Raw genomic sequence first — 12,828 nt, 5'->3', positions numbered from 1 at the left:
TATTAAGCTATTTAATAAAAATTACCGGCGATTAAGGCCGGTAATTAATTTTAGGACTAAAATGATTTATTTACGAGGTTACAGTTAAAATTATAATAATGGCTTTTGGCCTCGTTGCCACCAGCGGAGTAACAATTTATCAACACTATTTGCCGCACTCCCCATAAATTTATCCATCATTTTTTTGTTTAATACATAACGAATACTCACCACTTCTTTGGTGTCTATAGCGTTAATAATGACATCATCACTCACACCGATTTTATCAACCAAGCCCTTATCTATGGCTTGTGAACCATACCAATACTCACCAGTAGCCACAGATGTTATGTCTAAGGTAGGACGATTTTGATGTACAAACTGCTTAAATAATTCATGAGTTGAATTTAAGTCTTCCACAAATTTCTTACGCCCCTGCTCCGTATTTTCACCAAGCATGGTTAGCGTTCGTTTATATTCACCAGCAGTGTGCAACTCAACATCTACATCGTGTTTTTTGAGTAAACGGTGAATATTAGGTATTTGTGCAACAACACCAATTGACCCAATGATAGAAAATGGTGCAGCAATAATTTTGTCAGCAATACAGGCCATCATATAGCCACCACTTGCAGCAACCTTATCAACAGCAATGGTCAGTGAAATATTTTTTTCTTTTAGCCTTAATAATTGCGAGGCAGCTAAACCATAACCATGCACCATCCCACCAGGGCTTTCTAACCTTAACAAAACTTCATCTTGCTGGTCAGCAACGGCAAGGATTGCACTGATTTCTTCTCGTAAAGAAGAAACTTCTCTCGCATCCATACTACCTTTAAAGTCTAAGACATATAAACACGGTTTTTTAACGCCGGTTTGCCCCAGTTTTGCCCCAGTTTTCTCACTTTTTGATTTAACTTTCTGCTGTTTTTTAAATGCTTTCAGCCAGACCTTATGTTCTGATTCATTCATTTTTACTTGCTGCATTTGGCGCTGGCGTTCACGATAGCTTTCACCTAAATCAGTGATTTTTAATGCCCCTTTTGTACCTTGACGGCGCATACCAACACCAAACACAAAAACAGCTAGCAAAACAACAGCCACAAGGATTGTTATGACTTTTGCTAAAAATAACCCATACAAAGAGAAATACTCCACAACTTGATCCTTCTGATATTTATCTTCAATACAAAAATAATCTCACGATTGTCAGTAAACAACCAGAAAAAAACAGTCATTAACACAATATAATTAGTAGATATCTGTGTTAGATTAGCCAATAATCGTAATCAATGCGATGATAAGAATACATGTTAAACATAATGATAGGAAAGAATATGCTCCTATATCAACCTCGACAAGACCTACTGAAAGGAAAAACCATACTCGTAACCGGTGCCGGTGATGGTATTGGTCGCGAAGCCGCTCTCACTTACGCACGTTTTGGTGCATCCTTAATCCTAGTTGGTAGAACACAGCACAAGTTAGAAACCGTTAGCGACGAAATCGCCGCTTTATCTGGGAAGAAATCCCCTTGCTATGTATTAGATTTACTCACTGCTACTATCGATGACTGCCATGCATTGGCTGCAAAAATTTCTGATACAAAACCCTATTTAGATGGTGTTTTACATAACGCAGGGATGCTCGGTGTGGTTGCACCAATCACTGAGCAGCCGACTGACCTTTGGCATGATGTCATGCAAATTAATGTCAATGCTACCTTTATGTTAACCCAAGCATTACTTCCTCTGCTACTTCGCGCACCTAATGCCTCATTAGTCTTTACTAGCTCAAGTGTTGGTAAACAAGGGCGTGCTGGCTGGGGTGCTTATGCCGTATCAAAATTTGCGACTGAAGGTTTAATGCAAGTTTTAGCAGAAGAATATAAACAAAGTAATCTTCGTGTAAACTGTATTAATCCTGGAGGAACAAGAACTAGCATGCGTGCAAGTGCTTTCCCAGAAGAAAACCCTCTTAAACTGAAAACCCCTGCTGATATTATGCCTATTTATATTTATTTAATGGGTGATGATAGCCTCCGTAAAACAGGGGAAAGTTATGATGCACAACCAGGTCGTAAGGCTGGTGCAGCGGAGTAATAATTTATGTCTCAAAGCCGACACGAAGAACGTCAACAACGTTTGAAAGACAAGGTGGATGCGCGCATTGAAGCGGCGCAAATTGAACGTGGAATATTAATTATTTTCACAGGGAACGGTAAAGGTAAAACGACCGCTGCTTTTGGTACTGTTTGCCGCGCAATTGGGCATGGTAAAAAAGCGGGTGTCATACAATTTATCAAAGGTAGTTGGGATAATGGCGAACGCGAGCTATTAGAACCACAAGGCGTACCTTTTTACGTGATGTCCACTGGGTTTACATGGGAAACCCAAAATAAAGAAACAGACACCCTTGCCTGCCTTGAGACATGGCAACATGCCAAACAATTACTCAGTGACCCACAATACGATTTGGTGGTTCTAGACGAGCTAACTTATATGGTGAGCTACCACTACCTTGATCTAAATGAAGTCACCCAAGCACTACAAAGCCGCCCAGAAAACCAGTCAGTTATTATCACTGGCAGGGCTTGTCATCGCTTTTTGTTAGAATTGGCTGATACAGTAACTGAAATGCGGCCTATCAAACATGCGTTTGATGCAGGGATTAAAGCACAAAAAGGAATTGACTGGTAATTTGTAATATTTAAATGGTCATAGTCCAATCATTTTTTGGGCTATGCCCTCTGCAATCTAGCCCCCCTTATTAACACTCAAAATAAGAGTGCAAAATAATAATAAACTTATAAAGTTTTTCATTTATTGTTAACTTGTATTGTTGTTTTCCCTCAAATAATTACATTTCAGACTTATCATTAAATAATGATATTTTATAGCATAAGCTAAGAATATAAAAATTATTAATGCAGCCGACTTAATTTAACCTATCAATTCCAATTCATTAAGTATAATTGCCTGAGTAAAAATACCATGCATTACAGAAATAGAGTAATTATAACAAATTGAAAATTAAGAGTTTTGGTTGAAGTTAATAGATCATCATCTATATTTATGCGGTTTTAGTTATTTATTGAAAAACAATAAACAATATATTCACGTTAATATTATTAATTTTATTAAAATCAATATACCTGCATAATTAAACAGCCAGAAAGGATTATTAGTTTAATTAAAACTTACCTATTTTAAGGGATATATATGCAGAATATTTTAAACCATAATTTCAATATTCCCACATTGAAATTTAAGCCACTCTTTTTATGCGTTTCCATGATCGTCGGTTCAACAACAGTAGCCCAAGCTGAGATTGTCTCAACGAATGGTGCAGGTATATTAAATCAAGGTAATGGCCCTACCGTTGTTTATATTAATAAACCAAGTCAAGGCGGGGTCTCTCATAATGTGTATAGTAAATTTGATGTTGACCAAAAAGGCGTTATTTTAAATAACAATGGAGGAAACTCTAATACCATTCTTGGTGGCAAAATCGGTAGTAATGGTAATGTTGCTGGTGGTAATAGAGCTAAAGTGATTTTAAATGAAGTAAATTCTAATACAGCAACCACCCTAAACGGAATGATTGAAGTAGCCGGAGGGAAAGCACAAGTTATCGTTGCTAACGCTTCAGGTATCACCTGCAATAACTGTGGCTTTATCAATACCAATCACGCGACTCTGACGACAGGCAAAGTCAACCTAGCCAATGATGGTTCTATTGCTAACTATAATGTACAGCAAGGAAAAATCGCAATTAACGGCAGTTTTAACGCTAATTCTCCAACTGATATCATTGCTCGTTCCGTAGCGATTAATGGTATTGTTGATGCCCAGCGTCTCAACGTTGTTGCTGGTAATAATCAAGTCAATGCCTCTGGTGAAGTTATTGGTTCAACGACAGCTATTGGCACTAAACCTAGTGTCGGCATCGATATTTCTGCTATGGGTGGCATGTATGCAAATAAAATCTCATTAATTGCCACTGAAAGCGGAGTGGGTGTTGCTAATGCGGGGGATATCATTACTCATAATGGTGCCATCACGATTGATAGCGCAGGTAGCGTCAATAATACTAACGCAAGGGTCAATGCCGCTAAAGATTTAAACATTAAAGCAACAGCTGTAACGAATAACGGCCATCTGGTTGGTAATAAAAACGTCAATATCACCGTTGCAGGTACGGGTACCATCAATAATGATCAGGGTGAAATCACATCTTACAACAATGATATTAATTTAACGACATTGGGGCAATTAAGCAATAATGGAGGAACAATCACCGCATTACAAAATATAAATTCAACGTCTGATACTTTGATTAACGATAATGGCTCATTCAATACCTCAAAAGGCGATATGAATATCCATTCCATGAATATTATCTATAATCGAGATAATCAAGGTAACCCTAATGACCCATCTAAAGGGTTCAATTCTGCTCGTGATATCAATATCAGTGCAGTGCATGTTGTAAATCAAAACTCCAATATCACTGCAGGTAGAGATGCCGTTATCAGTTCACAATCATCAATTGAAAACTTAGCAGATAGCAAAATCATCGCCCAACGCCGTGCGGAGATCAGTACCATGTCTTTGACTCAAACTAACTCTGAGATAAAGACAGCTAATGGTCGTATGGATATTGATGCATCGGTATCATTAAACAATGATGCATCATCAAAAATAGACAGTGGTCGGTTAATGAATATCAATGCTAACCAAATCAATAACTCTGGCACTATTATTTCAAATAATGGTCAAATGGCTATCAATTCGAATATATTAAATAATCGCTCAGGTTATATTAAAGGAAATAATCTAGCCATTAAGGCATTTAATATTGATAACCAAGCTGGATTAATTCATTCAGAAAACAATTTAAACATCGAAACCAGTCATCTGAATAATAACAATAGTGCTGACTTTAAACAGGCTAATGCTAAGTTTGGCTTGGTGGATCAGAACGGTGGTCTGCAAACCAATAATGGTACTGTAAAAATTCAAGGGGATACTCTCTACAATATTAATGGTTCTATTGCTGCAAACGTGAATAATATTTCAGCTTCACGTAATGATGTTGATGTTAAGCTTAAATCAACACTTAACAATAATTATGGGAAGATCTTAGGCGCTAATAACCAAAAACTTGATGTGGGTTTATTAGAAAATTACTCAGGAAGCATTGATGCAGGTAGAAACCTGACAATTGATTCAAAAAATCGGGTCAACAATCAATATGGTACTTTGCGTTCATCAAATACAACTAAGGTCACAAGCCCTATCGTTACTAATAGCACAACAGGTACCATCACAGGCAATCGAGTCATTATCGATTCTATTGTAACCAACTAATTTACTTAAGTTATAAGAAAGGAGACGATAAACGTCTCCTTTTTCATTAATTGTCGTTCAGAATTAATATTCTGAGTTAATCACCACTTCCTCACCAAAACGCCCTGCTTTCGGCAATGGCTGATAAGAGGAATTTGCCGCTCTTAAAATACGGATACCACGAATACCTAATTCATGAGCTGCTGCAATATCTGCATCTGCATCACCATAATAAATAGTCAGCTTATGGTCATGCATCCAGCTTACTTTATTATTTTGACCAGGTTCATCACCTGCAAAAATAACTTTCTGCATTTTATCTTCAGGAATAGCTAAACCTTCTTGAACATATTGAGTGACGGTTTCAGTTTTTGTTTTAGTACGGCCAGTAATGAAATAAACAGTATCTCCACGGTCTAAGTGCATTTTGACTAAGTCAATACCCACCTGTTTTGGCATACTAAACTTATCCCATTCATTGTTCATTTTTTCCCAAAACTGTTGGTTTTTTAGATAGCTAAAATCATTTGGTGAAAACTCTAATTTACCACGATAAAAACCAGGGCTCGAAAATAACACTGTATCATCAATATCAAAACCAACCGCCATTGGGGCTTTGCCTTCTAAGCTTTGTTTGATTTGCTCAATGGAAACCCAATGAATAGGCTGCTGTTGCGCTAATTCAACGACTGTCACACCAGGGCTGACTGTTTCTGGCATTGGTATTTTTGCCTGAGAAGTTGCAGTAAAACTTAATGCCAAAGCAACCGCGCTCAGAGTTAGTGTTATTTTTTTCATTTCTTATCCTTATTCAAGGTTTATCCGCTTAAAAACCATTCTTTATTCATCTGGATAAACTGTCTAGCTAACGTGTAAGTAAAATGTTTAACTGCTTATTTTTCTATTACTATCAATAAATAATGCAGAAATTATGTGAGGGATATCTCACACGGGAGGTAATACTAAGTTTTTTAGTTACATTAAAATGAGACACATATCTCATAAATGTTATCTATTCTTGATGGGTTTAATAATAATGTGAGCTAGACCATTAATTTAATAATTGATGGTCTTATGACGAAGTTAGTTCAATAAGTGATAAAACTTAATATTTCTTTAAAGTAGTGCTAACTGTAACCTTCTACACACTTAACATAATTATTTTTGCGAATAAAAAAGCGCATCGGTATCCCTTAGCGCTTTCCTTTAATAATGAAATAATGATTATTACGAAATTAGATACGTGTACGACGCTTCGCTGTCGGCCTTGATGATTGACGCTTAGCTGCAGGGCGTGCTGTAACTTGTGTATGGCGTTTCACCGCACGACGAATTTGGTTCGCTTTAATTCGGCGTTGGTCTCGTTCAACAGCAACCTTACTTTCTGTTTCAGGTGCTAGTTCAACCAATTCGCGAAGATAATTGGTTTGTTGTAAACCAAGCTCTGTCCACCCGCCACGAGGAAGCCCTTTTGGTAAATCAATGTCGCCATAACGAACACGGATCAAACGGCTAACTTGAACACCGACTGATTCCCAAAGACGTCGAACTTCACGGTTACGCCCTTCTGTTAACGTCACGTTATACCATTGGTTCATCCCTTCACCACCGCGATATGAAACCGTTTTAAAAGAAGCAGGACCATCTTCTAATTGCACGCCAGTGGTTAATTGGCGAATTTTAGCATCGTTAATTTCACCAAAAACACGTACCGCGTACTCACGTTCGACTTCACGGCTTGGGTGCATTAACCGATTCGCTAATTCACCATCTGTCGTAAATAATAATAACCCACTCGTATTGACGTCCAAACGGCCAACGGCAATCCACCTAGCCCCTGTTAACTTCGGTAAACGATTAAAAACAGTAGGACGGCCTTCAGGATCATGGCGAGTACATAATTCACCTTCTGGCTTATAATACGCCATAACACGGCAAATCTCTTTCTCAGGCTCTTTAATCGCTAATAAACGGCCATCTAAACGGATTTTTGTTGCTGCTGTAACTTCTACTCGGTCACCTAATGTTGCAATTTTACCATCAACACTAATACGACCTGCCTGCAGGAATGTTTCGATTTCACGACGGGAACCATGCCCAGAACGGGCAAGGATTTTTTGTAATTTTTCAGTTTTTTGCGGTTTAGCGCTCATGTAACCCTCTACTGTCGCCTTCACAGGCGTCAAATGACTTTTGGGAGTGATATGTTTACCCTCTCCAAAAAGTATTGAATTTGTAAACCCGCGTATTATACACAGGTTTATCTTGAAGCCCTATTACTTATCAGAATATCGCACTTTCAATACATTTTCATATAATTAGCTATATAAACACAGTGTTTTATTAGCTAAACATTACTCAAAAGGCGATGGGTCTCCAGTACCGACCCGAGCAACTACTGGCGTGTCATCCGTAAAATCAATGACTGTTGTTGGTTTTTGCCCGATGTAACCACCGTGGATCACTAAATCGACCTGTTTATCCAATAAATCCCTAATTTCCTCAGGATCAGATTGAGTAAAATCATCACCAGGCATGATTAAACTGGTCGACATTAACGGCTCTCCCACCGCTTCAAGTAGATCCCTTGCAATAGGATTAGAAGGCACTCGTAAACCAATTGTTTTACGTTTTTCATTCATTAAACGGCGCGGGACTTCTTTGGTTGCACGTAAAATAAACGTATAATTACCGGGTGTATTATTTTTAATTAAACGAAATACCGTATTATCAACATGGGCATAATTGGATAATTCAGAAAGGTCACGGCACATTAGTGTGAAATTATGATTGGTATCGAGTTGGCGGATACGGCAAATGCGTTGCAATGCATCTTTTTCTTCTAAACGACAACCTATTGCATAACCTGAGTCTGTCGGATAAACAACAACACCACCTTTATTTAGGATTTCAACGCTTTGGCTAATTAACCGCGTCTGAGGGTTGTCCGGATGGATATAAAAAAACTGGCTCATACATACCTCTACTTTTCGTAGTATCGACAGCATCACCCGGCAAAATACCTATAAATGGTACTATCTATTTATTCAATTAAATGATTTATGTGAAATAAATCATTATCCATACTGGTTATTTTACACCGCATTGTTAATACATCAAAGTATTAGGTGTTTTTTACTTCAGCCCACTGCGCCCAAACGGCCTGTTCATCATCAGGTAACCATAAATTGCGCCCCAGTTCTATCCAAGAACATGGTCGATGAAAATCGGAACCAACTGAGGTTCGTAGCTCAGCAACTTTTGCAAGCTCAGCTAAATACTGCTTTTCATTTGGAGGTTGTTGGCAATGGGAAACTTCCATAGCATCACCATTACATTGCTTAAAATAAGCAATAAGGCGTTTCAACCACTTATTTGATAGTTGATATTTAGATGGGTGCGCTAAAACAGCGACCCCACCTGCGGCGTGAATGGCTTCGATAGATTCGTGAATAGAGCACCACTTTGCAGGTACATACCCTGTTTTGCCTTTTGATAAATAACGTTTAAATACATTGTTAATCGTTTTTTCTTTACCAATTTTAACAATATATTGTGCAAAATGCGCACGAGTCACTTGCCCACCGGCAGAAATATTTCGTGCATTTTCCCATGCATCGTCAATGCCAGCTTTTTGCAAACGACGCCCCATCTCTATTCCACGTTCTAATCGACGAGCTGATTGTTCTTCCAGCAATTTAATCATTGCGGGGTGCTCCGTAGAAAAGTTTAGCCCCACAATATGTATTTCTATATTTTCCCAAAGAGTGGATATTTCTACGCCGTTGATAAGTTCAATTGGCCGATCATTTTCAGCCAAATAACGTCTCGCTTGCAATACACCATCGCAAGTATCATGGTCTGTGATAGCCAAAATATTTACGCCCATGGTTATCGCACGTTCAATTAACGCTTCAGGGGTTAGCTCCCCATCCGAAGCAATCGTATGACTATGTAAATCATAACGAGTCAATAATGACGTTGCTGCTTGCGGCATGGTGGTATCTTCTCCAATTTCCATTAACAACTATTTTCCTAATAAATTAACAAAGTGCTTGACACTAAAGACACGATCCAGTTAACTAGTACGCAAGATGGCTTGGCGCCAATAATTAATCAGTTTATCCAGTGAGGCATATCATGACTTTATTTAACCTAACAAATCGTTGGTGGCGTGACTTCCCAAATTGGGCGGAAGCCGCACGCGCATAGTTATTGTATGTCTCAGTGCCGAACCCGCCTTTCTACGGCGGGTTTTTTAATGTCTAAAATTAGCGTAAGGCAACAAAATGAACAAACAAAACACCACATTAGCACATTTTAAGTATCTGGATAGCCCAATTAACTATCAGCCAGACCCAACATTATTATTTAATCACCTGTGTCAGCAGGTTCCATCCACGATGTTATTGGAATCTGCCGAGGTTAATAACAAAGCGAATTTACAAAGTTTGCTGATTGTTAATAGTGCGCTACGTATACGCGCATTTGCTCAGCGTGTTGAAATAGAAGCTTTAACTCCTAATGGTCAATCCCTATTACCAAAGCTATTAGCTGAGCTTAATGGACGAATAGCTCATCACGACCTTAGTGACAATCTATTAACGGTATCATTTAACCAACCGAAACAAGATCTGGATGAAGATAATCGCCTTAAAGCCCCTTCTAGCTTGGATGTTTTAAGAGCGCTACCGACAATTGCTCAAACTTATTCGACTAAACCTGAAACACTATTTGTTGGTGGTCTGTTCGCATACGATTTAGTTGCAGGATTTGAAGATTTACCTGAGGTTAAGAGCGTTAATCAATGCCCCGACTATTGTTTTTTTGTCGCCGAACATTATTTAGTGATCGACCATCAAAATCAGGCTGCACGGATCAAAAGCTGTATTTTTTCTGATAATCAACAGAATATAGAAACCGTAAAACAAAGACATGAACAAATTATCGTTTCATGCCGCCCTTTTTTACCTGAGCTTCCCCTTGAGTCGGCGCCCAATTTTACCGTGACAGTAAATAAAAGCGACCAAGAGTATGGTGCAATCGTTACGTCTTTAAAAGAAGCTATTTACCGTGGTGATATTTTCCAGGTTGTCCCCTCACGTAAATTTACCATGCCTTGTGCACACCCATTGATTTCATATCAAAAACTGAAGTTGCAAAACCCAAGCCCATATATGTTTTACATGCAAGATCAAGATTTCACCCTATTTGGTGCTTCACCAGAAAGCGCACTGAAATATGCCACCCAAACCCGCAAAGTGGAAATTTACCCAATCGCTGGAACGCGTCCTCGTGGGCGTAATGCGCAGGGAGATTTAGACCTCGATTTAGATAGCCGTATTGAACTCTCAATGCGCTCAGATGAAAAAGAATTAGCAGAGCACATCATGCTAGTAGACCTTGCTCGTAACGATTTAGCGCGTATTTGTGAAGCTGGCAGCCGTTATGTAGCTAATTTAACTAAAGTTGACCGCTATTCCTTTGTTATGCATTTGGTTTCTCACGTTGTAGGAACATTACGCCAAGACTTAGATATTTTTCATGCTTATCAAGCTTGTATGAATATGGGCACCCTTACTGGGGCACCAAAAGTAAAAGCCATGCAGTTAATTGCCCAAAATGAACAGGAACGACGCGGCTCATACGGCGGTGCCGTTGGTTATTTCCAAGGAAATGGTGATTTTGATACTTGCATTGTTATTCGCTCCGCCTATGTCGAAAATGGAATTGCAACGGTACAAGCTGGCGGAGGCGTCGTATTGGATTCTTCACCACAAGCTGAAGCAGATGAAACACGTAATAAAGCACGAGCGGTGATCCGCGCAATTGCCCAAGCACACCAAGTAAAGGAGTTATTTTAATGGCGAATATTTTACTGCTCGATAATGTAGATTCCTTTACTTATAACTTGGTAGACCAGCTACGCTCTGGCGGACATCAAGTGGTTATTTACCGTAATACCGTCAGCGCATCGCATATTCTGTCAGTATTAAACAATATGGATTCCCCTATTTTAGTTCTGTCTCCTGGGCCTGGGAAACCAAGCGCGGCGGGCTCAATGCCAGAAGTCTTACAGCAGGTAAAAGGCAAAATTCCAGTTATTGGTATTTGTTTAGGACACCAAGCTATTGTTGAAGCTTATGGTGGGACTGTTTCTGCTGCTGGTGAAATATTACATGGTAAATCCTCTATCGCAACTCACGATGAACTCGCCATGTTTGCTAATCTTGAAAACCCAATTTCTGTAGCCCGTTACCATTCATTAGTTGGTAGCCAAATCCCTAGCAGCCTGACAATTTGTGCGCAATCAAATGGCATGGTTATGGCAGTCCGCAATGATAGTGACCGAGTCTGTGGGTTCCAATTCCACCCTGAATCTATTTTAACAACTACAGGCAAACAGTTGTTAGAAAATACCGTGGCATGGGCTCTTTCTACACCCAATGAAAATACCACCACTCATTCGCACTAACGGGATACTAAAGAGCCAATTATGCAAAATATTTATGACAAATTATTTAAAGCACAACCACTGACTCAACAAGAAAGCCAGTTTTTATTTAACGCTATTATCCAAGGTGAGTTAACTGAGCCCCAATTAGCTGCGGTGTTGATCAGTATGAAAATGCGTGGTGAGCAGCCTCAAGAAATTGCAGGTGCTGCACTGGCTTGCTTAGAAAATGCACAGCCATTCCCTCGCCCTAATTATACATTCAGTGATATTGTTGGTACTGGTGGTGATGGGGCTAATAGTATCAATATTTCGACGGCCAGTGCCTTTGTCGCCGCAGAATGCGGTATTAAAGTCGCTAAGCATGGTAATCGTAGCGTATCAAGCCGCTCCGGTTCTTCTGACCTACTCGCCGCATTTGGTATTGCTCTTGATCTAAGTGCTCAAAGTGCGCGCGATGCACTAGATGAGCTTGGCGTCTGTTTTTTGTTTGCACCACAATATCACAGCGGTTTTCGCCATGCGGCCCCGGTACGTACACAACTTAAAACACGCACTTTATTTAATGTACTCGGTCCGTTGATTAACCCAGCTCGCCCACCAATCGCACTTATTGGCGTCTATCAAGAAACACTAGTCAAACCTGTTGCTGAAACATTACAGATGCTTGGTTTTACACGCGCAGCTGTGGTACACAGTGGAGGGATGGATGAAGTATCACTACACGCGCCCACACAAGTGGCTGAATTAAAAGATGGTGCTTTACACTATTATCAGTTAACCGCTGAGGATTTTGGCTTAACGCCCTATGCGTTAACTGATTTAGAAGGGGGAACCCCAGATGAGAACCGCGTATTGCTAAGCAACTTGCTTCAGGGGCACGGTAAAGCTGCTCATGAAGCCGCTGTTGCGGCTAATGTCGCGATGTTAATGCGCATTAATGGCCATGAAAATCTAAAACAAAATAGTGAACATGCACTCGCAATTATCCGTAGCGGTAAAGCATTTGACCGCGTCACTGCACTAGCGGCAAGGAACCAATAA

Annotated in this window: 11 protein-coding genes and 1 other annotated feature; of the genes, 6 read left to right on the top strand and 5 right to left on the bottom strand. The window is 39.6% G+C overall.

Annotated elements, in window-relative coordinates; translation table 11 throughout:
• Window positions 1–90 precede the first annotated feature (90 nt).
• Entirely contained in the window at window positions 91–1,137 is a 1,047-nt protein-coding gene (gene sohB / locus M1F14_RS13730) for a protease SohB (RefSeq protein WP_131680776.1), read from the bottom strand.
• A 179-nt stretch (window positions 1,138–1,316) separates the two neighbouring features.
• On the opposite strand from sohB, the gene M1F14_RS13725 reads away from it, so the two are divergent.
• The 3 genes from M1F14_RS13725 (at window position 1,317) to M1F14_RS13715 (ending at window position 5,351) form a co-directional block, all read left to right on the top strand.
• Window positions 1,317–2,081, top strand: coding sequence for a YciK family oxidoreductase (locus tag M1F14_RS13725; RefSeq protein WP_042843669.1), 765 nt, complete (start codon window positions 1,317–1,319; stop codon window positions 2,079–2,081).
• 6 nt (window positions 2,082–2,087) lie between these two features.
• Window positions 2,088–2,678, top strand: a complete 591-nt coding sequence (gene cobO, locus M1F14_RS13720) for a cob(I)yrinic acid a,c-diamide adenosyltransferase (RefSeq protein ID WP_042843668.1) — start codon at window positions 2,088–2,090, stop codon at window positions 2,676–2,678.
• A gap of 522 nt (window positions 2,679–3,200) precedes the next feature.
• The gene (locus tag M1F14_RS13715) at window positions 3,201–5,351 is read left to right on the top strand and encodes a filamentous hemagglutinin N-terminal domain-containing protein (protein ID WP_048607259.1); all 2,151 of its coding nucleotides are present in this window, start codon (window positions 3,201–3,203) and stop codon (window positions 5,349–5,351) included.
• Window positions 5,352–5,414: 63 nt separating this feature from the next.
• On the opposite strand, the gene aphA is transcribed toward M1F14_RS13715, so the two are convergent.
• The 4 genes from aphA to M1F14_RS13695 form a co-directional block, all read right to left on the bottom strand.
• Window positions 5,415–6,128, bottom strand: a complete 714-nt coding sequence (aphA, locus tag M1F14_RS13710; protein WP_042843666.1) for an acid phosphatase AphA — start codon at window positions 6,126–6,128, stop codon at window positions 5,415–5,417.
• Window positions 6,129–6,565: 437 nt separating this feature from the next.
• A complete protein-coding gene (gene rluB, locus M1F14_RS13705) occupies window positions 6,566–7,483 on the bottom strand; it encodes a 23S rRNA pseudouridine(2605) synthase RluB (RefSeq protein ID WP_042843665.1) in 918 nt (305 codons plus the stop codon).
• A gap of 201 nt (window positions 7,484–7,684) precedes the next feature.
• Window positions 7,685–8,305: an L-threonylcarbamoyladenylate synthase gene (locus M1F14_RS13700; protein ID WP_042843664.1), complete on the bottom strand. Its 621-nt coding sequence runs from the start codon at window positions 8,303–8,305 to the stop codon at window positions 7,685–7,687.
• A gap of 149 nt (window positions 8,306–8,454) precedes the next feature.
• Window positions 8,455–9,327, bottom strand: coding sequence for an RNase RNM (locus M1F14_RS13695; RefSeq protein WP_048607286.1), 873 nt, complete (start codon window positions 9,325–9,327; stop codon window positions 8,455–8,457).
• Between the two features lie 164 nt (window positions 9,328–9,491).
• Window positions 9,492–9,593, top strand: a sequence feature (Trp leader region).
• Between the two features lie 26 nt (window positions 9,594–9,619).
• On the opposite strand from M1F14_RS13695, the gene M1F14_RS13690 reads away from it, so the two are divergent.
• The 3 genes from M1F14_RS13690 to trpD are packed head-to-tail and all read left to right on the top strand — an operon-like array spanning window position 9,620 to window position 12,828.
• On the top strand, window positions 9,620–11,194 hold the full coding sequence (locus M1F14_RS13690; protein WP_048607262.1) for an anthranilate synthase component 1: 1,575 nt from the start codon (window positions 9,620–9,622) through the stop codon (window positions 11,192–11,194).
• Window positions 11,194–11,805, top strand: a complete 612-nt coding sequence (locus tag M1F14_RS13685; protein ID WP_042843662.1) for a glutamine amidotransferase-related protein — start codon at window positions 11,194–11,196, stop codon at window positions 11,803–11,805. The genes M1F14_RS13690 and M1F14_RS13685 overlap by 1 nt, the downstream gene beginning before the upstream one ends.
• Before the next feature lie 21 nt (window positions 11,806–11,826).
• Entirely contained in the window at window positions 11,827–12,828 is a 1,002-nt protein-coding gene (trpD, locus tag M1F14_RS13680) for an anthranilate phosphoribosyltransferase (protein WP_042843661.1), read from the top strand.

Origin of the sequence: Providencia sp. PROV003 (assembly GCF_045040775.1) — a bacterium.
GTDB lineage: Bacteria > Pseudomonadota > Gammaproteobacteria > Enterobacterales > Enterobacteriaceae > Providencia > Providencia huashanensis.
This window is presented reverse-complemented; position numbering and strand designations above follow the sequence as displayed.